The organism is Chitinophaga pendula (assembly GCF_020386615.1).
In the GTDB taxonomy this organism is placed as follows: domain Bacteria; phylum Bacteroidota; class Bacteroidia; order Chitinophagales; family Chitinophagaceae; genus Chitinophaga; species Chitinophaga pendula.
Genome location: NZ_CP077769.1, coordinates 311,690 through 337,269, shown reverse-complemented (window position 1 = coordinate 337,269; position 25,580 = coordinate 311,690). Strand labels below are relative to the sequence as shown.

At 43.8% G+C, this 25,580-nt stretch carries 28 protein-coding genes; 5 read left to right on the top strand and 23 right to left on the bottom strand.

Annotated elements, in window-relative coordinates:
* The first annotated feature begins 67 nt into the window (after window positions 1-67).
* A complete protein-coding gene (locus tag KTO58_RS01330) occupies window positions 68-271 on the top strand; it encodes a cold-shock protein (protein WP_095841108.1) in 204 nt (67 codons plus the stop codon).
* Window positions 272-493: 222 nt separating this feature from the next.
* Here KTO58_RS01330 and KTO58_RS28860 read toward each other — a convergent pair whose 3' ends face one another.
* A complete protein-coding gene (locus KTO58_RS28860) occupies window positions 494-718 on the bottom strand; it encodes a helix-turn-helix domain-containing protein (protein WP_095841109.1) in 225 nt (74 codons plus the stop codon).
* A 286-nt stretch (window positions 719-1,004) separates the two neighbouring features.
* On the opposite strand from KTO58_RS28860, the gene KTO58_RS01320 reads away from it, so the two are divergent.
* The 3 genes from KTO58_RS01320 to KTO58_RS01310 all read left to right on the top strand — a co-directional run bounded on the left by KTO58_RS01320 (window position 1,005) and on the right by KTO58_RS01310 (window position 2,954).
* Complete coding sequence (locus KTO58_RS01320) at window positions 1,005-1,211, top strand: hypothetical protein (protein ID WP_095841110.1); 207 nt, start codon at window positions 1,005-1,007, stop codon at window positions 1,209-1,211.
* Window positions 1,212-1,609: 398 nt separating this feature from the next.
* On the top strand, window positions 1,610-2,773 hold the full coding sequence (locus tag KTO58_RS01315) for a hypothetical protein (RefSeq protein ID WP_095841111.1): 1,164 nt from the start codon (window positions 1,610-1,612) through the stop codon (window positions 2,771-2,773).
* 16 nt (window positions 2,774-2,789) lie between these two features.
* The gene (locus KTO58_RS01310; protein ID WP_157753290.1) at window positions 2,790-2,954 is read left to right on the top strand and encodes a hypothetical protein; all 165 of its coding nucleotides are present in this window, start codon (window positions 2,790-2,792) and stop codon (window positions 2,952-2,954) included.
* A gap of 1,342 nt (window positions 2,955-4,296) precedes the next feature.
* On the opposite strand, the gene KTO58_RS01305 is transcribed toward KTO58_RS01310, so the two are convergent.
* From KTO58_RS01305 to KTO58_RS01200, 22 genes are all read right to left on the bottom strand, one after another.
* A complete protein-coding gene (locus KTO58_RS01305; protein WP_095841113.1) occupies window positions 4,297-4,725 on the bottom strand; it encodes an N-acetylmuramoyl-L-alanine amidase in 429 nt (142 codons plus the stop codon).
* Window positions 4,722-5,444 carry a hypothetical protein gene (locus tag KTO58_RS01300; protein ID WP_095841114.1) on the bottom strand — a complete coding sequence of 241 codons (723 nt, stop codon included), beginning with the start codon at window positions 5,442-5,444 and terminating at the stop codon, window positions 4,722-4,724. Before KTO58_RS01300 ends, KTO58_RS01305 begins: the two co-directional genes overlap by 4 nt.
* Window positions 5,431-5,598 carry a hypothetical protein gene (locus KTO58_RS01295; RefSeq protein WP_157753291.1) on the bottom strand — a complete coding sequence of 56 codons (168 nt, stop codon included), beginning with the start codon at window positions 5,596-5,598 and terminating at the stop codon, window positions 5,431-5,433. Before KTO58_RS01295 ends, KTO58_RS01300 begins: the two co-directional genes overlap by 14 nt.
* Window positions 5,599-5,607: 9 nt before the next feature.
* Window positions 5,608-7,260 carry a hypothetical protein gene (locus tag KTO58_RS01290; protein ID WP_095841115.1) on the bottom strand — a complete coding sequence of 551 codons (1,653 nt, stop codon included), beginning with the start codon at window positions 7,258-7,260 and terminating at the stop codon, window positions 5,608-5,610.
* Window positions 7,242-7,670: a hypothetical protein gene (locus KTO58_RS01285; RefSeq protein WP_095841116.1), complete on the bottom strand. Its 429-nt coding sequence runs from the start codon at window positions 7,668-7,670 to the stop codon at window positions 7,242-7,244. The genes KTO58_RS01290 and KTO58_RS01285 overlap by 19 nt, the downstream gene beginning before the upstream one ends.
* A gap of 17 nt (window positions 7,671-7,687) precedes the next feature.
* Window positions 7,688-8,206, bottom strand: a complete 519-nt coding sequence (locus KTO58_RS01280) for a DUF6712 family protein (protein WP_095841117.1) — start codon at window positions 8,204-8,206, stop codon at window positions 7,688-7,690.
* On the bottom strand, window positions 8,206-10,167 hold the full coding sequence (locus KTO58_RS01275; RefSeq protein ID WP_225860005.1) for a phage portal protein: 1,962 nt from the start codon (window positions 10,165-10,167) through the stop codon (window positions 8,206-8,208). The genes KTO58_RS01280 and KTO58_RS01275 overlap by 1 nt, the downstream gene beginning before the upstream one ends.
* The gene (locus KTO58_RS01270) at window positions 10,157-10,528 is read right to left on the bottom strand and encodes a hypothetical protein (protein WP_095841120.1); all 372 of its coding nucleotides are present in this window, start codon (window positions 10,526-10,528) and stop codon (window positions 10,157-10,159) included. Before KTO58_RS01270 ends, KTO58_RS01275 begins: the two co-directional genes overlap by 11 nt.
* Window positions 10,528-11,067 (bottom strand): hypothetical protein, encoded by a 540-nt coding sequence (locus KTO58_RS01265; RefSeq protein ID WP_095841121.1) that lies wholly within the window; start codon window positions 11,065-11,067, stop codon window positions 10,528-10,530. Before KTO58_RS01265 ends, KTO58_RS01270 begins: the two co-directional genes overlap by 1 nt.
* 68 nt (window positions 11,068-11,135) lie before the next feature.
* On the bottom strand, window positions 11,136-12,104 hold the full coding sequence (locus KTO58_RS01260; protein WP_095841122.1) for a hypothetical protein: 969 nt from the start codon (window positions 12,102-12,104) through the stop codon (window positions 11,136-11,138).
* Between the two features lie 45 nt (window positions 12,105-12,149).
* A complete protein-coding gene (locus KTO58_RS01255; protein ID WP_157753293.1) occupies window positions 12,150-12,758 on the bottom strand; it encodes a hypothetical protein in 609 nt (202 codons plus the stop codon).
* 30 nt (window positions 12,759-12,788) lie between these two features.
* The gene (locus KTO58_RS01250; protein ID WP_095841124.1) at window positions 12,789-13,376 is read right to left on the bottom strand and encodes an XkdF-like putative serine protease domain-containing protein; all 588 of its coding nucleotides are present in this window, start codon (window positions 13,374-13,376) and stop codon (window positions 12,789-12,791) included.
* Between the two features lie 5 nt (window positions 13,377-13,381).
* Complete coding sequence (locus KTO58_RS01245; protein ID WP_095841125.1) at window positions 13,382-15,379, bottom strand: nitrogenase component 1 family protein; 1,998 nt, start codon at window positions 15,377-15,379, stop codon at window positions 13,382-13,384.
* 2 nt (window positions 15,380-15,381) lie between these two features.
* Complete coding sequence (locus tag KTO58_RS01240; protein WP_095841126.1) at window positions 15,382-15,909, bottom strand: hypothetical protein; 528 nt, start codon at window positions 15,907-15,909, stop codon at window positions 15,382-15,384.
* A complete protein-coding gene (locus KTO58_RS01235) occupies window positions 15,909-18,083 on the bottom strand; it encodes a hypothetical protein (protein WP_095841127.1) in 2,175 nt (724 codons plus the stop codon). Before KTO58_RS01235 ends, KTO58_RS01240 begins: the two co-directional genes overlap by 1 nt.
* Before the next feature lie 46 nt (window positions 18,084-18,129).
* Window positions 18,130-19,326 carry a hypothetical protein gene (locus KTO58_RS01230; protein WP_095841128.1) on the bottom strand — a complete coding sequence of 399 codons (1,197 nt, stop codon included), beginning with the start codon at window positions 19,324-19,326 and terminating at the stop codon, window positions 18,130-18,132.
* Window positions 19,323-19,985 carry a hypothetical protein gene (locus KTO58_RS01225; RefSeq protein WP_095841129.1) on the bottom strand — a complete coding sequence of 221 codons (663 nt, stop codon included), beginning with the start codon at window positions 19,983-19,985 and terminating at the stop codon, window positions 19,323-19,325. The genes KTO58_RS01230 and KTO58_RS01225 overlap by 4 nt, the downstream gene beginning before the upstream one ends.
* Before the next feature lie 115 nt (window positions 19,986-20,100).
* Window positions 20,101-20,745, bottom strand: coding sequence for a hypothetical protein (locus tag KTO58_RS01220; protein WP_095841130.1), 645 nt, complete (start codon window positions 20,743-20,745; stop codon window positions 20,101-20,103).
* 11 nt (window positions 20,746-20,756) lie between these two features.
* Entirely contained in the window at window positions 20,757-21,986 is a 1,230-nt protein-coding gene (locus tag KTO58_RS01215) for a hypothetical protein (protein ID WP_095841131.1), read from the bottom strand.
* A 5-nt stretch (window positions 21,987-21,991) separates the two neighbouring features.
* The gene (locus tag KTO58_RS01210) at window positions 21,992-22,471 is read right to left on the bottom strand and encodes a terminase small subunit (protein WP_095841132.1); all 480 of its coding nucleotides are present in this window, start codon (window positions 22,469-22,471) and stop codon (window positions 21,992-21,994) included.
* Window positions 22,472-22,566: 95 nt separating this feature from the next.
* On the bottom strand, window positions 22,567-22,866 hold the full coding sequence (locus tag KTO58_RS01205) for a hypothetical protein (RefSeq protein ID WP_095841133.1): 300 nt from the start codon (window positions 22,864-22,866) through the stop codon (window positions 22,567-22,569).
* A gap of 270 nt (window positions 22,867-23,136) precedes the next feature.
* Entirely contained in the window at window positions 23,137-23,643 is a 507-nt protein-coding gene (locus KTO58_RS01200) for an RNA polymerase sigma factor (RefSeq protein ID WP_095841135.1), read from the bottom strand.
* A 1,196-nt stretch (window positions 23,644-24,839) separates the two neighbouring features.
* Between KTO58_RS01200 and KTO58_RS01195 the strand changes: the two genes are divergently transcribed.
* Window positions 24,840-25,367, top strand: coding sequence for a hypothetical protein (locus KTO58_RS01195; RefSeq protein WP_095841136.1), 528 nt, complete (start codon window positions 24,840-24,842; stop codon window positions 25,365-25,367).
* Window positions 25,368-25,580 lie beyond the last annotated feature (213 nt).

Below are 25,580 nucleotides of genomic sequence, written 5' to 3'. Positions count from 1 at the left end.
CATCAGATTTGGTTTCCCTAGATATAAAGCCTACCTTCGGTCCTTCTTTTATACAATTTTTTTTAAAATGAACACAAAATTTATCGGAACTGTAAAGTTCTTCAACGAGACAAAAGGCTTTGGCTTTATCAGACATGAAGAATCTGAAAAAGAATCTTTTGTACACGTAAACGGTCTCATTCATGAGATCCAAGCAGACGACCGCGTAGAGTTTGAACTGCAGGAAGGTAGAAAAGGTATGAATGCGGTAAACGTTAGACGTATCGATTAAGACTGATATTAATATTTTCAGTTAACGGAAAAAGGTGTCTGGTATCAGACACCTTTTTTTATTGGGTATACCTTCTTAAAAAAAATATAGCGGACTATATGTCCGCTATATTATGCTCCATTCCTCCGTTAAATATTCAACTTAACCATAAATCCCTTACACACAGGAACTTTCAAAGCATTATAAGAGGTAGTGTCTAAATTTATGTCTAAACTAGAGAACTTATAAACCCGCCTCTTTCAATACATCAGAGGGCAGCACCTCTAGTGCCTCACATATCTTGACCAGCGTCGTAACAGAAAGTCGTTTTTGTCCATTTTCAATACGACTTATATGTCCATTATCCATTGAGGAATAAGCCTCAAGAGTACGGACCGTGTACCCTTTTCGCTCTCTAATTTGCTTCAAGGTGAAACCTATTTGCTGAAGTAGTTTTTTATCATCCATTAACACAAAATCCACCCGTCAGATAAATCTTTTGCTGTACGATCGTACATCAATTGCAAAATTAACCTATATTGCATTCAATTACTTAGATTTGCAGCCCCTAAAATTTATGGTAGCTGCTTCTGAATCGCGCCAGGGAAACGTAGGAAATTTTCAATTGGGCGACGATGGAAGGGGGTAAGCTCGCGTTACGGCGCGGGCTCTTCTTTGCGCGCGTCCCATGCCTTCCTACGGGCACCCTGGCCGGCATCGTAAGAGTTCCGCGCTTTTTTTGCGCCCTAAACCGATGACTAACATTGTAAATATTACTGTAGAAGGGCAATCCTTCAGCCTCAAACCGGTAAAAGCTATTATGGTAACTGTAGATCGTAAAAAATACTATTTCGACAGGAACACCGGGCGTTTCATAAAGCCTCGTCCTGATCCGTTGATAGAGAAACGGGCAATAGAAATTATCTCAAATTATTTCCCTAAACAGGAAAAACGATCCTAAAAATTTAAGGGTTTACAATGCGTAGGAGGGTTTATACCCACTCTACACCTGGGTTAACAAACAAGTGGACACAACCAGAGCATAGCGTTGTGTCATCTCATTTTTTTCACCTAGGTTTCTACCTGGGTGCCAATATGTCTTTTTTCGGCCAAATGGTACTTGGCTTTTATATATCTGGGATATACAATACTTGCCCACGGTCAGGGCTTGTGAGCTAGATCATCAAAACGGGCGGTGTCTACCGCCCCACTAATTGTATTAACGGAACGTATAAATACGCATTTTTATGATAACACATTTGTACAATGATAGTTCTTAGTATTTTGTATTATGATTACGAATGCAACCCCATGAAAAAAGCACCTATTTTCTAAATACCTCAAAACACAAAAAAAACTATGAAAAGAAATTACCGTATGTTGCTAGCAACCGCTATGCTGGCCTTATCTGTACTTAGCTGTAAAAAACAAGATCACCCGGCTCCCGCTCCTGAGCAATTAACCGTAGCCAAAGCCCGTAGCTTTTTCGAAAGCAAGGTACTTCCAATCTCTGCCAAGCCGGAAAGCGCTGGCGCGCTACCGATAGCAGGACCGCCTAATTGGGACAGCGCCTACACAAAGCACTTAAAAACAGGCGACGCGATCGCCGTTCCCATAGATGGCGCCAGATATATGACAGAGGACAAGGGGAAACACAAAGTGCAACCCGACAACTACCTGCTGGTGTATAAAGGGAAGGCCGGAGACCTGCAATACGAAGTTGTATCCGTAATTCCCTCTGCGACAGATACCGGAATCGGATTTAGCGGTACCGTTATCGTGCAGGACTGGTCCGGACAGATATTAAGGGGCTACACGTACAAAAACGGACTGTATCGGAAGGCAGATATATCCGTAAAGGGGGAAGCTGTCCAGAGCGAGACTTTCCAGTTGTGCGCGGAAATAGCTATATGGACCTGCATAACCGTTGGGAACAGTGGCCCGTACTGTCACTACGATCATACAGTCTCAGTATGTGACGGTGGTGGCGGTGGCGGGAATAATCCATGGGGGCACGAACCCGGCACAAGCCCGGTGAATCCCGATGATTACCCTAGACCGGACGGCGCGCCTGGCGTCACTGGCAACTCCACCACCAACAACCAGATAAAAAATATTTTAACCGAATTTGAAAAGGCATACGATGTTATACAAAAAGGTAAGAATCCGAATTTTATACCAGGGGCAACTTCTGGGTATGCCCTTACTACATTATCTTTGCTTGGCATGGTTAATTATGTTGTAACTTTTAACTGGGATGTCAGTTCCCAGCCGTACAAACTGGACGGCATAGCTACTAGCATTACTGGGGCAACATTGGGTCTTATAAGTTTTAACCAAATTAGTGCCCAGGCAACCGAGTTGATATATAAGAAAGAGCTAAGGTTTCAAGTCGTAGGTGAGTTTACTTATACGCTATTCGTAAGTGGAATAGGTACGATCTACAAAAAGCCGGTGATGATTTCCGGCGCTTACAATACAGAAACCGGCGAATATATGTTGGTGCAATCAAGAATAAAATAATATAAAAATTAACCCTATGGACGAGTTTCTCTTTAAATCCTCTATTGTTTTATGGTACTTATTCAACGCGGCACTACTGGCGGCGATAATATGGGCCATTTTTAAGTTCTATAAACTGCTGACTGGACTTAGGAAGAACATTGTAGAACTGATAGACCTGCTACGGCATAAGAAAGACTAAATCCATAAAAAAGCCCCGGAATGATCCGGGGCTTTTTTGTTTTAAGAAGTTAGGTCAACTACCATAGATAACTTATCACACATTTAAACCCATACCACTACTTATTATCATGATAGCTATAGTAACTATAGTAGCTATAATTATTACGACTACATATAGGTCATAAATCTCATAAATACATACTAAGCATTATATGCACCATTTTTCCACTACCTGTGGGCAACTTGTCGGGACAATCGAGTACACCCTCCGTATCTTTATAGGGCAAAAGAAATCCGCCCTACGTTCGAAGGTGAGGACGGATTTCATATTTATCTACAAATAAATATTTAATGAAGATGTCTAAAAGACAGAAAGCCAGAAGATGGCGAAGTTTTGTTAAGTTCCTTCATGCCAACGCAAAGGAACTATTGCGGTTGTTTATTTTGCTGGTACCATTGTTATCATCGCTAATATCTTTCATCAGTACACTTTTTAAGCATTTCCCCTAATCCTAAACTTCCAGTAGCTATAATAGGTTAACGTTACAGGCGTTAGCCTATTTTTTTTGCACTGAGGACCTAATGTAATTAAGGAGCTTATAGTAATTAATTACTATACTAGGTACAATATACTTTCTTATTGATTATCTGAACCGATTAGTGATTAGCGCATAAAATCATCTAATTCGACAAAAAAAATTGTGACACGATTTGAGTTATCGGATATTAATACTCCTCCTTAATAGTAGCTGTAAAATGGTGTTTACTACATTATATCTACAACATTCTGTATCATACTGTAAATATCATACTGTAAATGTACGTATCAAATTTGATACATACTAAATAGCCATACCAAATTATACTAACACATATACTCATACAATGTGTAAAAAAAACTTAATTTATTGATTATTAAACTTTTAATAGCAGTCGGTAGTATAAACTAGGCCAGTAAAGCCTGAAGCCAGGAAGGTAATGCTGAATCGCCTGTCCTTTACCAATCTCAAAATCCATGAAAAGCGACACCAGAGCTTTTTAAGTTAATTTGCTAAAAATATTAGTATTTGTATTTTTACATTGTGAACAAGAAGCTAAGCATAGAGTTTAATATCGTGGTGAGTGAGACTAGGAATGTAAAAATTTCCGCGATAAGTGGTATGGGTAATGATGAACCAGTATTTCACGTTTATATAAATAACTATTTCCAAGGAACCATATACAAGCGAGGCGGGCGCTGGTCTACGACAATAGAATACACTCGATTCAGAGAAAGAAGCGAAATAAATTACATTCTAAATGGTGCAGATATCGCGGCGATCTACGACCTCATAGAGGCTGAAATAGAAAAGCAAACGTGACTAGATGCCAATCTGTTTTAACCACTGTGATACCTCGAAGCTGGGGCAGGCTTTTGGTACCTTAAAATCCCTATGCCCTAATATTTTTGCTTTGGGATACTTGGAATGAAGATCAGTAATTATCGTCTTCATTGCCTCCAGCTGTTCGGGCGTCCGTGTATCCTCGGGAATCTTTCCGGTCTTATCTACACCACCTATGTAGCTAACATGTATACTATTCGCATTATGCCCAGCCACACCATTTGTTACGTCACATTCCGATGATAGCTGCACAATTTCACCACTTGCTTTAATGATGTAATGATATCCGGGAGACTTCCACCCCTGCCCAAACGGCTTCGGAGTTCTCCAATACCTTTGTATAGCCTCTATCGTGGCAGTAGGTTGTGTTGCAGTACAATGTATTACTATATAGTCTATGCGTCTCATTTTATAATGCTTTTAAACTTTAATACCAGTGCAACACCCAATAGACATAATGTCGGTATTGCGATGTTTCGCCATTTATCACGCCCATTTTCAGCCTTAATGACCTTCTGCTGTGCTTTCTCTCTATCTAAAAGCAAAGCCTTAATTTCGGCCTCCTTTAGCCCATTAAGATACTCGGCACTTGCCAGACTGTCGCGTACGGATTTTAACGCCGCTTCGTCCAAAATTCGAAGGGTATCTACCCGCCGGGCGGAAGGTGGACAGACTTTCGTTATAGTTTTCCCGGAGCTGTCAATAATTCGGATCGTGTCGCCAGGTATATAATGCGTCACACCGACCTTGTATGCTACCGGCACACAAGGCAATTGCTGTCGGACTTTCTCCAACTGTACCATTTCCTTCTGCCTGGCCTTTTCTTGCTTCCTTGCAATCCGCTGCGGAGACTTACAGGCAACAAAGAAAAAGGCAACGATTAGCAGGAGGTTTTTTGTAGTGTATACTTGCCCATTGCCCAACAATACGCCAATACCTTTAAGTGCGGCAGGAATAAATGTCAAAACCATTAGCCAACGGTTTTCTATTGCGTCTGATAGCCCCCAGCCCTGTATAAGAGTAACGAAACCAGGGATTATAAAAATGATCAGTGCATTACTTAACCTACGATACCAAAGCGGTGCAGGCTTCTCGACCTGGCCCAAGCCGAACTTAGTTTCTCCCATACTTACGTTTTAAATAGTTCCAAAATTCTTTTGCTATCAACCCACCTAAAGCCCCAACTGCTCCCATCATAAGAGTTTTGAGAACTTCAGGCCCTATATTCGTTACAATTCCCATGGTCGCGCCGCTTATTGCAGCTACGGATTTTTCATTCATGTTTCTAAGTTATAAAGCTCGAACATCAAAGATTCGAGCAGCATAGAAGCGGTTACGAATTTTATAAACAGTGCCGGCAGGATGTAGCGTATTACGACCGAAGCGCCAGTAGAATTTTGCGATGTCGTCAGTTCTTTGGGTGAAGTAGTTGTCTCCGACGATATACGCTCGTCTATCCAGCTGGTGTGCGTCTGTGATATTAGTGCTAAAACCGGCTACGAATCCGCTTGAAATCGTATTATCATCTACCACAGCAGCCGAGCCGTATGCACGAGGTAAATTTGTTTGAATTTCGGCCGCTGGCCGGGCAACAGCATATTCCTGCACACCGAAAATGACTTTGTTTGCGGTAGGCATTTTACCCGCGAACATGGCTAGATAACCTACAGATGTTGTGACATCCCTGAGCATGCGGATTTTATGTGTGATCTCTAATCCTTCGCGTGATATGGAATGACTAATAAAACCAGACCATAACGGATAATTACCCGGCACATCATTTTCGTTAAATCCTGTATAGGATTGCTGGAAACTAACCTTGTGTATACCGGTAAGCATTTCCAAACTTGTGAGTGTTGACATGTTTAAGCTAACACTATCAACAACGATCTGCGTTACAACTGATCGAGTGGAGCCGCTGACTGCACCGTGTGCAGGTATCCAGGTGAAAGCCATAGATGGCACTTCTGCCGGACGCGCGGAAATAGCAAAATCTAAAATTGTATTCTCCGCTACAACATCTACCGCGTCGCCGGACGGCACACCGTGAATAGCAAGTATGTCTACGGTTTCTTTTCCTGTAGGTGTGTATCTTATCCACCCCCGGGCAGGCCCGGAGGATGGCGCATGGTTGGGATCAGCGCCAATAAATGTTGCTGTTACTGTATAGGTTGCATACTTCAGACCTTCGAAAATGACATCTCGCACAATCGAAGTTCCCGTACTAGGCGCATTGTTCCGCCATACTGAAACCTCTTTAGTTGCGCCGGTTTCTGAAATAGTAAAACGAAATATTCCTCCGCGGTTGTCGCTATAGTGTTTAAAAATAAAGCCGCTTCCCATAAACTGAAACGTGAAGGTTGCACCTGCGGAGGTAGTGTAGGTAGATGGTGCTGCGCTAGTATTCCAGTCGCCGTTTAGTGCGACGTCAGGCGGATTAACCAAAATAGTCCGGCCCATATAAATACCTCTGAGCAACCACAAATCTGAGGTGCTTTTACGTATACGATATTCTGCGGTGTAACCATCTGCATAATTTATCCCGCATGCAACTATTTGCTGCGCATCACCTGATCCGATGTATCGTATATAGTTGTTAACTACTGGGGCAGACATGGATTTCAACCGATCTACATAGTCCGATCTATCACCTCCGGATGTCTGTGTCCAGATAGATTTGATGCTGTCTGACAATGGCGGCGCTCCTACATCTACCCAGGCATTAGCCTTCCAGAGCTGCAAACTACCCGGACCAGGATTATAACGGATTGCACCGTCGCGAAGCGGAGCGGAATAACTAACATCAGAGGGCACCCCAAGTACGCCATCTACGTACAAACGTCCTTTGTATCTATATGCCCCATTGAAGTTGCCTAACGTCGGCTCTTGTGCGGTAGCTACGAAACTCAATAGCAGAAATAAAACTAAATAGGTATAACGCATCTGTTTAAAGGTTGTGGATCATTAAAAGTTAGATTGAAATACACGCCAGCAGTTAAATCACGAAAACGCCCTGAAAAGAAATTAAATACTACGTCTGCATCTACGGTGACATCGTAGTCAGGATGATCACGAAAATGTGCAACTATATCAATTCCCACTTGTAGCATGTCGCTTTGTACTTCCAGCTCATTTCTGTTATCATCGAATACTTGATCTGCAAAAAACACCTGGAAAGTATATTTCATGTTCTTGTCTCTGTATGGGGATGGCAGCAACTCAACCCACATGACGGGATAAGTAGCATCTTCGCTGCCAGCCCAGTCTAAAAGGTCTCCCAGGCCAACATGATTTATTTGTTTATGGCTGCTACCGTATTTCTTTAATAGGTCAACTACCTGATTTAATGTCATTGTGCTTACTTTATAATTCACGATGTACCTAAGAATATACCGGTATGATAGGTTGTACGATCCGGCTTAATATCATCAGCCCGCCCACCAGGCGCTTTGTATTCTGGGTAATCCGTAGAATTCGCACACAGGAACTGTATAGCGCGTTGCGCGTAAAAATCAGCAGTATTTAAATACTCGGCAGCAACACGGTTCATCTCTGCATAGTCAATCTGTTGCCCCTCTTCGGTTGTCCGCTTAATTGTTCCCTTGTTCGTGTATTTGTATTGTAGAGGCGTTGTAATCTTTGCCATCACGTACCAAACGATACAATCCAATAAGTATTCATCCAATAGGATTTTATACGGACCGGATACAGTACCCCTGTCAATATCCTGCTGTAAGCGCGTGAATAAAGCTGACCCTAGCAATGGGTGTATGTATATATCCTGTACCGCCTTTATAGTTGGGCGAATCTGCTTTGGGTCTACATTTCCTGAAAGTACAGACCTGTCTTTTAGTCCTTGTTCCCCTATAAATAAAATGTTCTTGCTCATTATACATTTTTTACCACAACGTTAGACACCCAGGTATGGCGACAGTAAGGACGCGGCGCACCTGTTTTGGGGTCCGTATACCAACCGCCACGCCTTGCCCAAACAGAGTAACCCAGCTTAGTAGATATGGCCTCTATATCCGCGCGAGAATACAGTCTGTCAAGCTCCAGCATCTTTGCACAAAATGGCCTATTACGGTCATCCTCCGGTCCTTCATAAGAGTACATAACCTGTATACTGCGGGTGAGTGGCCTTATTTCCTTTAATAGCCGTAATGCCTCCTGAACTGGTTTTCTCTCCAACACAGTATTACCGCTCTTGTCCTTTCGTTTCACCGTCTTTATTAACTCCGCCTCTTCCAGGTAGGATAGAATCCCCCCTATCTCTTCGAGTGTGACATTTAAGGCGGAAGCAAGATCATCCGGAGTAATAAGAGGATCTTTATTAAGGAGGTCTAAGGCTACCACTTGCTTATTAGTTAATTCGTCATCAGCCGCTGCAAAGTGCGCTACCTCCTCACTGTCATTCCTAAACCTAGCCTCACGCCGTAGCAATAGCCTAAACTTGGCACGATCGACTCCAAATCGTGAAAACACTGCGGCCGCTTCTTCTTCCTCCTGTGTGCTAAAATGTATCGTAGACATAGACACTGCTGGTGTAAGAGCTGCAAGGGCCCTTAATTCATCTTTGCTCATCGCGTCCAGGACTTTATTTACAACCGAATCCGGAAGCGCCTTTAAGGCGTTTATTACTTCTTGCATACTTCCTTTCTTCTCTTCCGAAGGAAGTCCCATTTTCTCCCGTATTTCCTCCCTCGACATATTTTGCGTCTGCGTGGCCTCTGAAAACCGGGATGTTATTATTTCCGTTCGTTGAAGAGTTAGGGGAACAGTTACGCCCATCTTTGGAAAAATCCAATTGAACATGCGTTCGATTTCTTGCTGACGATTATTTACATAGGTATTTTGGAATAACTCACTAGCATCTATCAATTCGGTACGACCTCCAAGCTGCCCTTCTACTCTAATTCCAAAAAGCATGGGGCTTGTTACCCGATGAGCAGTAAATATCTCCTGCCCGGCTGTTTTATTAAGCAGATCAAAAATTTTATCGCTTTCTGCGACCCCTAAATCTTCAATACTGGTAGCCGATTCCGCATTCTTATTAAAGGCCAAAATGAATTTCTGCGACCGGACGCCGGTAAGTTTCTTTTTAAATCTCTTTTCTATCTCTTCCTGCTGTGGCGTTTCTGGTATTCCGTTATTCAGGTTAATGATCTTATTGGCAAAGAATCCGCCTTTTACGTTAGAATGGTGGTATGCTGCAATCTCTACATCAACTTCTATCCAATTATCTGCGGCAATGTATCCAGGCAAAGGGTATGCAGCCATCCCCGGCGTGTATTTCTTCAAATACAAAACTTGTGTCCCTCTGGGATTCGATGGGTCATAGGCCGGATAAGTATCATACCCTGCGTTAGCATTCGCTTTCCATGTACCATCTGCATTTTCCTTTACCCATTCGTCACTTACATAGAATTCTGTCCCCTGCTCATTCGTTCTGACCTTGTTAAAATCTATATGATAAATTTCAGCAATAGCAGTACGATCCTTTGACCATATTACCTGAAGAAATGCAAAATTGGCAATCTCAAAATCCAATGCCACCTTTTGGGTAACATCGTTTGCGCTCTCTCCCGAGGTGTTGACTTTTTCGAGTATCACTCTATTTGGATCGTCTTCATTCATCCGCTCTAAAGGCCACCCTTTGCCAAATACATAGTCTGCCTTACCTTCAATTATAGCCTGATTTTTCGGGCTTGACTTAAAAAGAAACATCAGATATTTATTGTAAGCGTTATCAGTACCATACTTAATGTATGGCTTACCCTTCTGCTCTTTGAACACAGGTTTAGGTATCTCTTCAAGCGCTACAAACCTGACGTTTAGATTATTGTCCATAAGCCTTATACTGACTATTATGATTATATTCCTTAATTGCACCCTTTTCGGATACTAATTTCATTTTCCCAACCTCTACAAGCCCGGCGGTCGCTTCAGGTTCCAGGTTTACGATGCTTGATTGTTGAAATATCCGATAGGTATAAAATCCGTCCTTTCCTGCCGAGAAGTAAGCGTCTACGTCTATCAGAAATTCATCATATCTGATCGGGTAAGCACTAACATTCGCAGCTATAAATGCCACAGACATGCCGGTTAAATCGTTTGTAAAGAGGAAAAGGTATTGGGCATCAGCTATAGAGGTCTTTTCAGTTACCGTAACCACTACTTTCGCGACCTCTCCCCTGTATAACACGATCATCACCCGTTGATTTTTCCAACGGGAGTAGCAGAAAGCAAGGTATCTATGATAGTGGGAGACACTTCGTATGCAAGCACCCTTTCTTGACCGGTAAAGACGAGGCTGTAGCCGTTACGGTCTCCGTTTGCGGTGCCGCTACCAACTTCTCCGCCCGTTAACTCCATGCCGGTATCCTTGCCTAAAAGCCAGTATTGACCCATACGATCCTCAACGATTTGAATGAGTGTATTTTGGGCCAGGTTTAAAATTTCGTTGCGGGTGTTTGTTCGCAGCTTGTTAAGGACAATCGTTAATTCCTGGGTATAGTACATACTTCCGTTTTGAACGTTTTTCGTCGGAGTTTCCTTGAATCCGGCCGTTTCCCGAACAAGCTGGTATTGAAAAAATTTCTTACCCGGAGCAATGGTAATTGCCGTAATAACACCATCTGTAACCGTGATGCCTAGCACATTCGCATGCTCAATCGATAGCATCCGTTTCAATCCGCCGATGGCATCCCCACACTCCATGATATAGTTCTGCGTTAATGCACAATTCATATGCTTGTTTTTTGTACAAAGAAATAGGCCGGGTTTCCCCGGCTATTACAATTCAACCTCCCTATGGGTTAGTTTCCTCCATTTGGCGGAGCCGGCTTAAATGTTACCATCTCATCGGGATAGGCATAGTTAACACCAGACTTCCAACGGGCTTTAAACTTCACCAGTTCGTCGCTCTCCATAGGCAAAAACTTAAATTGATCCTCTTCGAGGTCCAAGTCTGTACCATAATACATGTTAGACCAACGGAAGGCATGTACTCTGTTCGTGAGGTCGAGACCAGGGAGTGCTACCAGTTTCGTATTGGTGCCAGGTATGACGATTTCGCCATTTGCGTTGTCACCATTGTAGTGGAATAGATTTTTCATGGTCAACGCCAATACGAAAAGCCTGAATGTGTCCCATCCTGCCACAATCTCCAAATCACTTTTACTTAACAACTTGGAGGGAATTGCCTTGTAAACCCCCATTACAACATCAAATACATTATCTTCTGTTATTTCTGCTACAGGGGCTCCTTTGGTATATTTTGGAGCATTTGATTTGATAACATCGGCAGATGCGTCAATAAGTTTATTAAACCCGTCGAACTTGTTAATATTAGGCTTTGCGCTTGTCTTATCTCCCTGCCATACCGCAACCTCTAAAGCCTCTGTGATCGCGTCAGACTTCAGTTCTGCATACTCTTGTTCGAATGGAATTTTGTCGTAGTCGCTGCCGATGGGGAGCTGTTTTTGTGTCCATTTTTTTTCAAGGTCTCTTATACATAGCTCCTCATTTACTTTCATGTTACCTACTACAATACTGCGCTGTGTTAGCTTAGTAGTATCCGCACTCTTGAACCCGCAACCATCACCATCCTGGAATACTACATCAGTTCCCAGACGATTGATTTTTTGCTCTGTCTTTATGCCTGTTTCCACATTGGCCTGCTTTCTGATTTTATCCAGGGTTGGGCCGGATACCGCAGTCCGTACAATCAGTTTGTCGCTCTGCTCATCACTATAGTTTTGTAAATCTTTAAGGTCAAACGCCATATTCTCGTGTTTAATTTAAGTAGTGTGAATACAATCAGGTATGCATTACTTCAGAGCCTGCTTTAAGCGATCGAACCGATGCGCCTTTTCTATTTTTTTAGTTTCACTAAAGACAGATTGTCGCGGGGTGTGAATAGGCTTTCCATCTGGCTCATTGGCCATAGTCTCGACGATGCCTAATGTTTCCCTAAATGCAGCGCTGAACTTAGCGTTTGCCCCCTCCAACGCAGATACACGCTTTGCATATTGTTCGAGCTGTCCCTTCAAGCCGTCAATTACTGGTGCCCAGTCAACCACGGCGGGCGCAGGTTCTGACATTTCAGTCTTTTCGTCTTCATTGGCGGCTGGCTTCACTTCATCAATCCTCCCAGATTCAGCCACGACAATAATCCGTCCGTCTTCAAGGGTGTATTGTCCAGGCTCGGCAGGAATAGCAACGCCATCAGCTGCGATGGTGGAAATAGTACCACCAGCTTCAAGCACGGAATACTGAATAACTGTACCATTCTGTAGCATTGCCGTTTGCAACTCACCAGCTTGTTCGATGGAAGAGAAAAGCGCCTTTATTTTGTCAATAAGAACTTTTTTACTCATTTGATTCATTTGTGTATGTCTATAAAAGGACATTTTTGTTGAAGCGTTCGGAGTTGCCATAAAAAAAGCTGCGATGATTCGCAGCCTGTTTTATCTTTTAAGTATTCGCGCAAGCTGCGCCATAAACTCATCATCTGTCATGTCATCGTGATCCTCCGGCACATATTGAAAAAAACCCTCTACACTGAACCCCTTTAACTCTTTTGACTTAATACGCGTCCACGTATCATCATTGTTTATTTTTGCAGATAGGAACCATGTCCCATCTGGAACCTCCGAAAAAGCGCCCATAGGGTATTTACCTATTTTTCTATCCACTATCCAGGATTCGAAGAATACGCTATCTGTTGCAAGATCATCCCGCCTATGCCCAATGTTGATATTGGATTGAAACCCTTTCTTGAAAAAGCGATACGCTATTTCTTTTACTGTTTCCGCATCGAATAATGCGTAGTGTTCCCCATATGTTTCATTACGTTGAAAAATCGGCATGTTTGGTATCATTGCGGGACCGGTAAGTATCCGCTGCTCTTCGTCCTGTATCTCAAAATGAACAGTCTCATTAAATACTAAAAAGTCCTTTTGTATGGCGGGTCGTTCTACAAGTGATACATATTCAACTTGTGTATTGTCTGATTCATCATCGCTAAGGCGCAACTGATACAGTGGTAAATCCATTTTGTTTAAAATTTTGCGTTCTGTTCAATTTTTGCAACTCTGTCCTGGGTGTCGGTGATATCCTTTTCTAATACATACACCCTGCGTGATTCACGAAGATTGCTATTGACATCATCAAGCCGATCGACTATCGTGCTGTTGTTAGTAGGTATGCTTGGCTGTAATGGGGCGGACATGGATACGTTGGGAGGCGACCCAGGTGAATCCCCACCACCACCCAGAACCTGAACCTTAGCGATCTGGCGCACACGTGCGTAGCCAGCGACCAAAGCCGCAGCAGCCGCGGCAGCACCCAGCCCAGGACCAATGATAGGAATACCCGCCAGTGCAGTGAAAGATTTTGCAGCCCCGGATATTGCTTCTATTGTGGCAGAGGCTATAGCTACGGCTTTCCCCACTTTGCTTTGTGCCCCAAGTACTCCGGAAGCGGCTTTTAATACGTTAGCAGTTTGCGTGAACGCATCTTGTTTTGCATTCTCCTGAAAGGCCACAACTGCGGCAGCGGCAGCAGCAATAGCGGCCTCCGTATTTCCCATTTCCGCCCTGTTATCGACAATAAAGGACAGATAATCATTTGTGCGTTGGAACGCTTGCCGCTTGGCCTCTTCTTCTTCCTCCGTTCTAATTCTTGCCGCTGTTTGCGCTTCTATATTCCTCTGTTCCAGGTCTACCAAAGCCTTCCCTACATTTTGAAGCAGAGACGAAACATTTCCAGTGGTTGCATATGCCTTGTCCTTTAATACGGATGTCAGCTGCTCCCGCTGTGCGAGCATTTCTAAGTCAATTTGTTGCTGTATATCCTTTGTAGACTGTCCGTAAGAGATAAGCAACTGCCTTTCTGCCTCTAATTGCTGTTGCTTTAGCTTATACAGGTTATCACCTCGAAGCTGCGCCTGTTTATACTCTAATGCTTGAAGGTTTTGTAAGTCCTTTAGGGCAAGCATTGCATACTCTCTGTTCTTATCGGCGGCACTCTTTGCATCGGCCGCTGCTTTATCTGCTGCTGCTTTCCTATTGGATGCTATTGTTGCGTTAAAATCTGCCTGGGCATCTAAATACTCTTTGCTGTCTGCTCCGAATTCCAATAGCTTCGCAGCTGCGGCGTTTCTTGCTATCTCTTCTTCCTGACTTGCGACATTCTGACCGTAAGCCTTCCTTACCTTCAATTCCCTTTCCAAACGCTCATTAAGCGCTTTTAATGCCTCTGCTGCTGCGGCCTGTCGCTGTGATTGTAGGGCGTCATTAAACCCCTTGTTAAAAGCATCACCTAACCTCTCTCCAAGCCCCTTTGCAGCTGTTATAGCTCCGGAAAAATCGCCTTTAAAGAGATTAGAAATCACGTCACCCAGGACTTTAAACGGTTCAATTAATGCGTTCGCAAGGCCGGAGCCGACCGCCTTAAGTTTATTCAGAATTGTAGCAAAACCTTCAAATCCTGGTATAATCTTTTTTAGCCACTTTTCGACTGATTCCAGGTTAGCTATTAAAGTTCCAACGACAACGATCAGCGCACCAATGCCAGTTGCTATTAACGCACCGCGCAACGTAGTAAAGGCCGTAACAACATAGGTACGTACCACCAGGCCTAAGCGCTGGAAATCTTTCCAACTATCTGCAATCGTAGAAAGCCCCTGTGTCAATGCAATTGCCCCTTGCAGTTTAACCAATTGCTTCTGCAGGTCTTCACTTTCTGACCCAAATACAGCCATAGCGCCCTGCGCAGCTGTAAAGCCACCGGCAACTGAGTTAACAACGTTACCAAATACAGCGAATTTTTTACCCGGATCAAACAGGGCAACACGTTCGCTTAAATCCGCCATTTCATCCTTCAGTCCTGCAAGCCTTTTGGCTGCATCCTGGGCAGACGGGGATAGTTCTCCAAACTCTCGGCTTAACCTTATAGCTTCCGCCGTCGCCTCCTTGATCTCTTTCTTTATGTTAGCTACTGTCCTTCCTGAATCTCCAGGGTTGACCTCGATTCCTATTTCTACCTTTTCTGCCATGCCTATACGTTATAAAGAATTCGAATAAAGACACCTGCCGGTAACACCTGCCCAAAGTTTACGATAGATGGATCTTCCTTATTTTGTCGCCATTCATCCTGTGCAAGTGTACCCGAGGTGGTACGCTCCTTTAATCCTATGCCATCTAACGACACATCAAGAACCTCAGAATCAGCTAATGCAGAGTTTTGATAGCTCGACCTTTCAGTCGGAATAATTGCGGCGATCCTTTGCATCCCACCGGTTGATCCATAAAAGTCTTGCAGTATCCACCTCCCGGAAATCTTCAAGTACATTCCCTTCCCCTGCGTATCAAAAGCGACATCGTTATCAACTCCAACGGATACGCCGGGCACACCAGGACTAAAGTATATCCGCGCGCCAGCTGTAGCACCGCCAAGCACGAAGGATTTAAGAGCCTGGGCGGATGTATATAACATCTTACCGGTTGCCATGTCCTGCACTATTCCGATTATGTCATTCCCTGATACCGGCCCGGCAGGGTCTAACAGATTTAGCTTCTTATCCATTAAGCGTATGGTATTCTTGCAGGTGAAGTATCATCGTGAAGCAGATAGCCGTCATTCCCATGCAAAAGGAAACCAGGCTTCTCAATAGAAACTTTTACCGCGGTCTTGAATAACTCGACTTGTGTACTTCCCTCGTTAAGTGGGTCATAGCCCGGCACTTTGTTTAGCTTGTAGTACACGTTATTAACTTTTACCAGCCTCTTAAAATCCAAGCGGCTAATATCCATCGGTAACAGGTAGACAAATAGAGCGACGAGCTTGCTATCTTTGTTTGTGATCTCTTTTAGGTAGGATTCCCAATAATACCGATACAGCCCTACATTGGGATAGGGATTATCTACCTGATATTTTAATTCTCTCGGTGGGGAAAAGCAGATATCACGTGTGGGGGATGTGGGATGATCTGTCATGCCAGCATAAGGATATTGGACAAACTGACCTAAAACGTTGTTAAACGTATCTACAATCTCCCATCGGGCGTATGGCCTACCGCTATCGTCTAAGCTGTCAAGCAGCCCACCATATTGCAGGATGCGAATATTAAACGCGTCTCTTTGCCTTGATCCCTCCTTATCCTTCTTATAGATGTGGGGTATCACTCGTCTGCTCCCCTCTTCTTGAACAGACACGGTAGGGCTGAATATGAGTTCTATTTTCTGCGTACTCTTTTGAAAATCATTGTCAACAACATATGTTCGCTGCCCGTAGGTTTCATTATATCGCGTGAAATACCAATCGTTTCCCCAATAGTCGTTGTCCTTTTTGTAGGTAAAGCTGTATTCCCTCGCAGTAAGTAAGCCCATAGGGGTAATGTCTATCGGCTTGCTGTAGTCCACCTTACAAGTCCAGTCTACAGCATCTACAGCATATGTACTGTAGAACCACATTTGAGGCGTCACAAATAGATTCCTTTCGTCGTTCTCATCGGTGAACACGAATAGGTTATGCATAAGTATTATTGACTTAAAAAAATCCCGTTGTGTAACTGACTTACTTACCAGCTGGGCCATGTCAATTTCGGCATTCCCGTCAATAGGATACTGGCTTTGATCTACTGGAGAAGGCGCGAGCCAGGTAGAGGATGTTTCCCATGTAACTGTACTTTTCGGCGGCATATTGAAAGCAAGCTGGATGGTATCCCCTACCTCCCACAACTGGCGGGGAACCTCTATTACTTCCTCTCTGAATTCAAACCGGCTATCAACTTGCTGTGTAAGAATTCTATTACCATTCTTCAAAACAAATATTTCACAACCTCGGCCCCGTGTGTTGTGGTGCCTAAAATTCAGGCTAAATTGAAAGCTACTTTCTAGCCGATTAGTAATAATTATATGGTGATTATCACCGGAATGCCAACGGTATTTGTCATAGTCTACATTAACAAATGGTACTGTTACCTCTCGCCAGTTGTTACCCGTTCGCTTGTTTGACTGGGATTCGTAGCGGGAGTATAGCCGCATAAACTTTGTTTTCTCACCACTGGTGGTGAACTCTCTATTTTCTGTGGGGGGTATTATCAGGCTTTTAAAATAGGGAGTATTGAAGAATCGGGAGTTATATGTAAACCCGGCCTGCGCAAAAATGCGATCTATGTATTCCTTGACATATATTGCAGGCGCAAAGTTGTTAAGTGGGTAACTAACTCCCGTTTTCGACATACCATAGTCGATTAATGGATATGCATAACGGAAACTATCGGGATTGTTCCATACGTTTTGTAGGTGATCGACAGTTAAGATATGGTTCAAATTGGAAAATGGTATGTCTGCTAACTTCTTATCTCCCATCGAGTACAAAATGTCAGCAAGCCTCCCCGTGACGTTCGTTTCGTAGATCACCACTCCCCTATCACTGCGCACCTTTGTTAGCTGCATTACGCCTCTGAATACCTCAACACCGTCTACTAAGACAACAGTTTTTGCAACCTTATTTGGATTAAAGTTGTACCCGATATTCGCCAGCGCAGCATTGAAGTCGTTTTCTATGTTCACTTCAAGGATATGGGCAAACAAAGAGTTATTATAGGCTGTTCCTGGTAACTCTATCGTCTTTGAATAGTCGGTATTGCGTTTATCTGGCTCCCGTATATCCTGTACAGAGTATGTAAAGTCGGTCGCTATATCCTTTAGCAAGTCGACTTTATATCCCTCTACGATAATCGTTGTCCTGATCATACCTATATAAGGTCGAAAAGGTATATCTGTACGGGAGGGAATACAATTAAATACCCTGGCGGATGTTACGTGTAGTTAATTGTAGGTCTATTTCGAGATTAAACAGCTTGTCAGCGCTTACTCTCTTCCGTTGGTAGCTCGTGATTGTATTTTCAATAGGAACTAATAATTTCCCGCTACTGCCGTAATCCTCCCCTTGTACCTCCTGATAGATTAAGGGAGAGTGCATGAGTTGTTCTAATCCTTCGGATTCACTGTCTGTAAGAAAATCGCTAACCGCCCGTACCTTCTCAGTATAGGATGTAGCGTAATTTCGTTGCAACGTCTCAAACCTTCGTTCTGTAGGATCATATCCGGTACGGCGGTTAGATGGTTGTCGATAATACGACTTCCGCTCTGTCTCTATGCTCCTGATGGAATTTAACATAAAGTTGAAAGAATCGAATCCCCCTAACTCGTTCAAAAAATGCAGACGTACACTGGGTATCCTTTCGCAGCGACTATTTAGATCGATCCGTACCGCCCCACCACCAGACATAGATATAGTATAGTACGCAGCTACCGATACTACATTAAGCGGCAATGTCAGCACGGTAGCCAGGTGGTTGAATCCTACATGAAGGTGTAAGACTCTATTGTTAACCGCCGTCAGACTCGTATAGGGATTGGGAATAGTTCCGGTATAAACCGGCACACCGGTAGCGCTATAAATCTTCAGCTCAAATAATGCTATAGGGGCCGTATCTGACTGAATCACCGACAACATAACGCTATCCTGCTTACGAGCAACAAAGCGGCTTAACGGGGTTAAAAACCGTGTATTCTGAAGGGCTGTATAATCAAAGAAGGCAAACCGCATATTATTTAGCGCGCCATTGAACGCATATCCACTATGACTGTTAAGGTTTGCATGGAGCGTTCCACTGTACTGCTCGCCAAATTGAACGCTATATGCAGACACTGCGCCACCAGCGACCACTACTACATCAGGCGCAACAACAGTGTTTAATCGGCAGTAGTTAGCCGATACTGTTGATTGGATCAATCTTCCTATCTCGACAAATACAGGCGCGCTACCTATTGGCTCTGCCTGGTATTTCAATGTTCCTAAAAGTGAACCACCGGAATATACATCCGCAACAAACTTAAAATCAGGCTGCATATAGTTATCTGAACTGATCATGTAGCTAACCGAATTCCAGGCAGGTGTAAATGTCTGCGGTTTATCATGTATTGTTATCATTGTAATACGGATGTGTCGATGCTGATTTTAATATCTCTTGCCATTGCCTGCGCTAACTCCTTCATAAGACCGGGCATAACGTCATCAATAGCACCCTGTTTGAAATTTTGAGCTTTCAGCCCCTTTGATTTGCCTGCAACAGCAATAGCGTATGCGATAGACCGGTTAGTCTGTATAGCGTCGTTAATATGGTTCTTCTTACCGGCGGTTAATAACCCTTTCGGTGCTCTCCTATCGGTGAGGTTGTTTTTCTCTTTCAACCAGCCTTCGATTGCGTCCACGTGGTTGCGAGAGGCATTTTTAAAACGGAATGAATAAGGGGACGTGGTATTTTGATTATTACTACCTAGACCGCGGACCCCCTTATCCTGGTAGTCGGCATAGCTGGCCATATAGAATTGTGCCCGATATAAGACGCCAAGAAAAGTATACTCAAAGCGCATAGAGGCTGATAGCCCACCGCTGGCTGTTATCTCTTTATCAGCACATTGCGGGGCATTTACTCTTTCCTGTAGACGCTTTAATAGCTGCCCCATATGCTTAATAAATACCTGCTCAACGCTGGTAAACTTCAGCTTATCACCGCCCCTTGCCTGCCCTATATCGTCGAGAAATCCGCTTTCTAAAAGCTGCCTTTGTAGCTTACTCTCACTGGCCATTACTTACGATTTTCTTCATCATGTACTTGTTTCTCCTTCAGATAGGCCAGGTTATTCAGGAAATGGATAGCAGACAAATCATAGACCTCCGTCAATCTGATACGCTCAAACTCTGCTATACATGCTGCGTTCTGTACCCATCCCCACCGATCATGGAAACGGCTTCCAATCTTTGCATCTGCTCCAGGCTCAGGTTCATCGCCTTCATCAACAACTGGGGGAAACAGCCCTGAGTACTTTGATAGAATTCCGTCCAGAGTTGATAAAAAAAAAGCGCCACACCGTATGCCTCTTGGAAATTTACGGCCCTCATATCCTCTGCAACGATATTATGCGGTATTGATCCGTATATCTGGGGCCGGTTTCTTCCCTTAACAAGTGACTTTCTAACCGGCAGGCAGATACTTGCAAGAATGTTATGCATTTCCTGCACCATAGCGCCCCGATCTTTGCCGAAAGACATTGCATCTATGTATTGCCCTGCGCGTAGTTCACGGAAGTCGTAAACGACCTTATACGTGCGTCCATTTGCCTTTAGATATTTGGACGGCTTGGATACTGGCATGTCCTCGGATAGGAAGCGGATTTTATGCAACTCCCTGCGCAAATCGGTAAGGTGCATTACCTCATAATGGTGTATCGGCTTACCTGTGTAGCAAGCAAGGATGTTAATGTCCCGCTCAATCTCAGATTCAAAGTTCGGACTGTTCCTAATGTCGTCCAGTGCCTGAAACATTCCTAAAGTGACTTTATCCCACATGGTTATGCGTTTTATGAAAAGGCATACAAGCCATTTTGACGGTTATTGATATAGCAGTAGCGGGCAAGGGCCAGGGCACAAACAGTATCGTCGTGAAAGCCTGCGGGGGCCGTGTATCGTGTACCTGTAGGTGTATGAAAAAACTCGAAAGATTCCAGCTCACCGGTTATCACCCCATCAGGATATCCGATTTCCCCGTTCTGAATCGCCCATGCCAGTGCTTCCATTAACTGCTGTTTACTTATAGGGGTGAATTTCAACCCTTCGGCGTACTGCCGGCTACGTTGTATCTGTTCCACTATAGCGTCTCCCACACCAGTACTATCTATCAGCATGGGCAAATCCGGGAGATTGCATATAGTCTCTGTGGTCTGCTTCCAGTCTTTACGGAACCGATCAAAGTAACATACATCACCGTTGATATCCAGGCCAACAATCACCGTCCAGTCTGTGTATTTGGCAAGGTCGATACCAAAGCATACAGGGGGAAGGTCGCTAATTGGCTTCACGCATGCTGTGATGTGAGATTCGCCAAACGGGTTACTACCATCTTCCGCAGCTTCGGCTAAATACAATTCCCGGAAAGCGTGTTCCGGTAGGTCATTCTTCGCTGCTTCTATCTCCTCATAGCTTAACAGCCCTTCCGCTGCGGCATCGTACGCCGTTATTCGGTGGTAGCTGTATCCAGGTTCTCCCGCCTTCCCCTTCAATGCCAGCTGATAGCCCCAGTTCTTTTTACCCTTTACGTTGCCAATAAACTTACAAGGACCATTCGTGAATGTAAGGGTAGACCGTAATGCCGTCCATGCTGCCTGTTTAGCCCTGGTGAATTCATCAAAGACGGCTGCATAGACATCATCCCCATATAGGTTATCTGGCTTGTCTGCGGACTTAAAATAGATGTTTACGTCGGTTGGCAGGGTCAGGCGGAGCTTACTTTCATTGACGCGAAAAAATGCCTTATTGCTTACCTGCTTCCGCATCCTGTTGAATGCAATTTCTGCTTGCCCATATACAGGAGCCACCCACCACACCGAGCTACCCGGGGGTGGGTGGCCTCCGCCTTTCAGCACCAGGTTGGGCAGCGCTATAGCCTTCTCAATCAACCATATGACGTGCGATGCAGTTTTGCCGACTTTGGTGGACGCTTCTGTGACTGTAAATCTCGCAGGGTCGTCCAGTATCTTCCGCTGGTAGTTGTAGAGAAATGGCCGGGTATATCTTATATGCGTCTTGCCCACTCAGCCTATTTAGATTCACTACCAGGTCCGCCCAGGTCCATCGTGATATCAAAACCGCCCTCATGCTGTATGACGGTCTTTTCGTTGATGCCGTAGTTAGCCTTCATGTCGAAGATCAGCCCGGCAGTACTGCCTTCTGCGTTGATCATTGCCTCCTTTTTACGGGCAAACACCTCTTCCTCTATTCTTTTTATAGCGTCAAGATATGGAGGGCGCTCCTTGTAGTTGGACCAGGTTTCGCGGGAAATCCGCAGCCATACCATGAACCTTTCTAGCGTATAGACGAGACGTTTGGGCAGGGCGATCTTCTTCCCAGCTGATGCAACATATTCAAAGTGTTTTTTGTCGCAGTGCTCTTTAAACCTCTCCCAGTTATCAGTAAGTGCCTCGGGTGTCTCGATAGCCAAAGGTCGGCCCGCCTTCTTTACTGTTGCCGTCTTTTTACGGGTGGTGGGCTTCTTTGCTGCTTTTGTTGTCTTTGCCATACATTCTTTCTTTGCTGCTGGTTAAATGAAAGGTTTCACACTCTTCACAGAAATAAAACCTACTTTCTCTCCTTTTGCGGTTTGCCTTCCTGCCCTTATGCGTTCTTATTACGACTATTGCGTTTATCGCTTCCCGTTTGCTCAGGCTTCGCTTGTTGCACATTTCTAACGGCTTTAAACTGTTCGTAATTCACATACAATATCCGGATCATTTCGGCCACGCAGCTGTTACACCAGAGGTTGTAAAAATGTACGTGCAGGGCTTCGTTATGTATACGCTGTAGGGTTTCCAATATGCGACCCTCCATATTACGGACATAGTGGGCGTCCCGCAGTCGTACCCATATAGGCATGTATTCATCCAGTAAGGCTATATGCTCGTCTGTAAACTTCATTTATTAAGAAATTTGTTTATAAAAATTGTGAGTATTGCGGCTGCACATCCTATATAAGTGCTTATTAGGGGATCTGTTCGGAAATAAATAGCCTGGCCGATGCCAAACCAGAAAGACAAGCAAAGATCACAGTCGATGGGTTTTAGCTGTCTCCATTTCCTGACATCATCGCCCCACATTGCCCGCTTAATAATTCGCGGGAACTGAAGGACGTTTACAAATAGCCATGCAAGGGCGGAAGGCCCAACGATTAACATAAGGTGATCCATTCTATAAGGATTTGTTCAAGTGGGATTTAATAACCTTCCGGGCGTTTACTAATGCAGTGTGAACGGTGGTAACCGGGATTTTGGTTTTCTCGCTTACCTTTCTGGTACTGCCTAGCTCTGCGTACAGCTCTATCATTTGCCTTTCCCTCTCGTTCAGTTGACGTAAGGCACTAGCTATGTCGTCATGCAGGTTTTCATCATCTGGCTGGTCAGAATACAAAGCATCTATTACCCCCCTTGTATCTCGGTTGAGGGGTAGTTGATCTTTACGGTATTTACGATGGTATTTGCTACGGGAAGAACAGTATTCATGCACGACAATGCGGGCAAAGTAGCAGTAAAGACATGATCCGGATAGCTGTAGTAGCTTATCCTCTGGTAACTGAAGTAGAATTAATACAACCTCCTGGTATAGGTCGTCAGCCTCGGATTCAGTGGCTACAAGTTGGCAAGCCTTACGGAAACGAGGGTCTTTGTCGATGGTCTTAAATATGTCGTTCTTTGTCATACCGCATTTAATGCGGCCGTACTCATTGGAAGTTGAGATACAACAAATGTACAGACTATTCTGTCCATAAACCAAGAAATCCGGAATAAAATCCCGGATTTCTTAAGATGGATGTTCAAAAAAACTTGTTAAATATGCCGACCGGGAGGAGGTAATGGTCTTGGATTCTCGCAAATCTGACCAGTACAAACGCATGCCTTTACTGGGCAATAAGGTGCAGTATTTATACAAATAATACTAGTACAAGGAATTGCAAACTTTCCAATTCCTCCACCGATAATTTTCATAATTCGGCACGGGATATACCAACAACATTTTTTAACTTTTTCATTTGTTTTGTTTTTGAGATAATGAATACGGAGCTTTATCGATGACAAATCGATCTGAACTACTTCAGCAGCACTTTATTAATCTGCCGTTTGGCAATATTTACTGTCGCAGAAACAGCCAGGAGGGCATACCTGCCCCTCACGCCAACAAATAAATCCAGCGCAAGCTAGGACTGCCTTATTAGTTCCACCGCCGGTAATTTTCTTTAATTGGATACGGGGGATAGTAGTGAACTGTTTTAACTTTTTCATTCGCTTTATTTTTGGAGTAAAGAATATAAAATGAACGTCGCGAATTCTACTCGCAGAAGCTGACAGTCAGTACGAGGATGTAGTATAGCACCGATATATTTCACAGCATAGGCGTTTGGGGAAAATCAGAAGGAACTATTTCGGTGGTATTGCGACACAAGTCCAGGTTAAGACACCACTCCCGATTAGTTTGCAAGCGCAGCCATTCAAATACGAGCATTCAATAGCACCGTTGAAACACTGGTAGTACCAGCAATCCGGATTTGACTTTTGGTTTCCTCCGCCTTTGATCTCTTTCATTTCGATACGGGATACTACAGAGAATTCTTTTTGGGTATTCATATCTGGTGGTTATCTACTCAAGATAGTTCAGATCGGTGAACCCTAAACGCAGCATGTATAACATACACATAGAAATCCCCCTGCGTTACTCTGGATGGCCTCAACTTCCAATATACAGCCCGTGATCATTTCACACAGGGGGATGGTTTATTATAGAATTGGTGTACTAAATACTAAAGGCACATATCAAATTTCTAATCTGTTCATTTTATTCATTTCCCAAAATAGTTTTGCAAGAACTAATTATTATGTAGTTTGTGTAAAATCCCCAACATGGAACAATCTGATACGTTTCACTTTGAGTTCAGTTCGAACGACAGAAGCTACTCGGCGACAGCAACACGAGTTATGCCGCCCTGGACAGGCATAGCAAATACACCAGCCGATAGTATCTATACCGTAATTATTGAAAACACATCTTTAGATTTGCTTGTAACTAAAGAAACAAATGGAAACTATATATTTAGCGGCAGCTTAGGGGACTTGGGTAAGATATTGAAGCGATCCGATTATGAGGATGCATTTGCAACTGCTGAAAAAAAGGCATTTCCTACCGATCTCGAAATTCCCGTCATGATCAACTACCCTTTAGAGTTTACTTGCGAAAGCGGAAATCATGTTGTTGTAAATGAATTAAGCAAATATGAATACGAATTATCTGTAACTTTTCCGGACGGCAATAAAGATAAATTCATATGGAGTTCTGGGATATCAACTAATGCCACCTCCGACGGGGTTATTCCCCACCACAGAAACGAAGCGTTATTGATACTCCATAGATTACAGACTATGAACGGTTAATAATTGCTAGCACTTCATTTACGACTGCCTATTTTTCGTTGCATAGTGTATTTATCACGTACTGCGTTTTGAACTCCGTAGCTAAACTTAACTTTATTCAAAACCCCTATTATGAAATTCCTTAACAAATATCCTGTAATATCACGCGCTGAAATGAAGGACATTTTGGGCGGAGGCGCTTCCATAGAAATGAGACCTATTTGCCAAATAAAA